Source organism: Niallia sp. 01092 (genome assembly GCF_052318935.1).
Classification (GTDB): Bacteria; Bacillota; Bacilli; order Bacillales; family Cytobacillaceae; genus Niallia.
The window spans coordinates 1-431 of sequence record NZ_JBQRKO010000073.1 but is presented as its reverse complement, the minus strand read 5'-3'; the positions used below and the strand labels follow the sequence as shown (position 1 = coordinate 431).

The window sequence follows — 431 nt, the reverse complement described above, 5'->3', positions numbered from 1 at the left end:
TTAATTTACTTTCAAAAGTTTCCGATTTTCCAGATGCTCCAAATCCTGAAGGGGCAAAATATGCTTCAGGCGGTCAGTATTTCTTGAATGGTCCGCGTATTCATGAATATTTACAAGAGATGAATCGGGAAGTTCTTTCTAAATACGATATTATGACGGTTGGAGAAATGCCTGCTGTTACAACAGATGATGTTGCCTTATATACGAATGAAAATCGGAATGAGCTGAATATGGTTTTTCAATTTGAACATGTATTTGGCATTGGACTAGGTGGAAAATGGGACACATCTCCAATAGCCCTTTCATTTATGAAAAAAACATTATCTAAGTGGCAGACGGAGTTAAACGGAAAAGGATGGAATTCTCTTTTCTTAAGCAATCATGATGTCCCTCGTCAAGTTTCCCGATATGGAAATGATACAGAGTATCGG

The 431-nt window shown here is 37.6% G+C and carries 1 protein-coding gene; it reads left to right on the top strand.

What is annotated here, in order from left to right; genetic code table 11:
* The coding region (locus tag ACTXGU_RS22360) for an alpha-amylase family glycosyl hydrolase (RefSeq protein ID WP_443483705.1) at window positions 1–431 on the top strand (431 nt) is incomplete at both ends.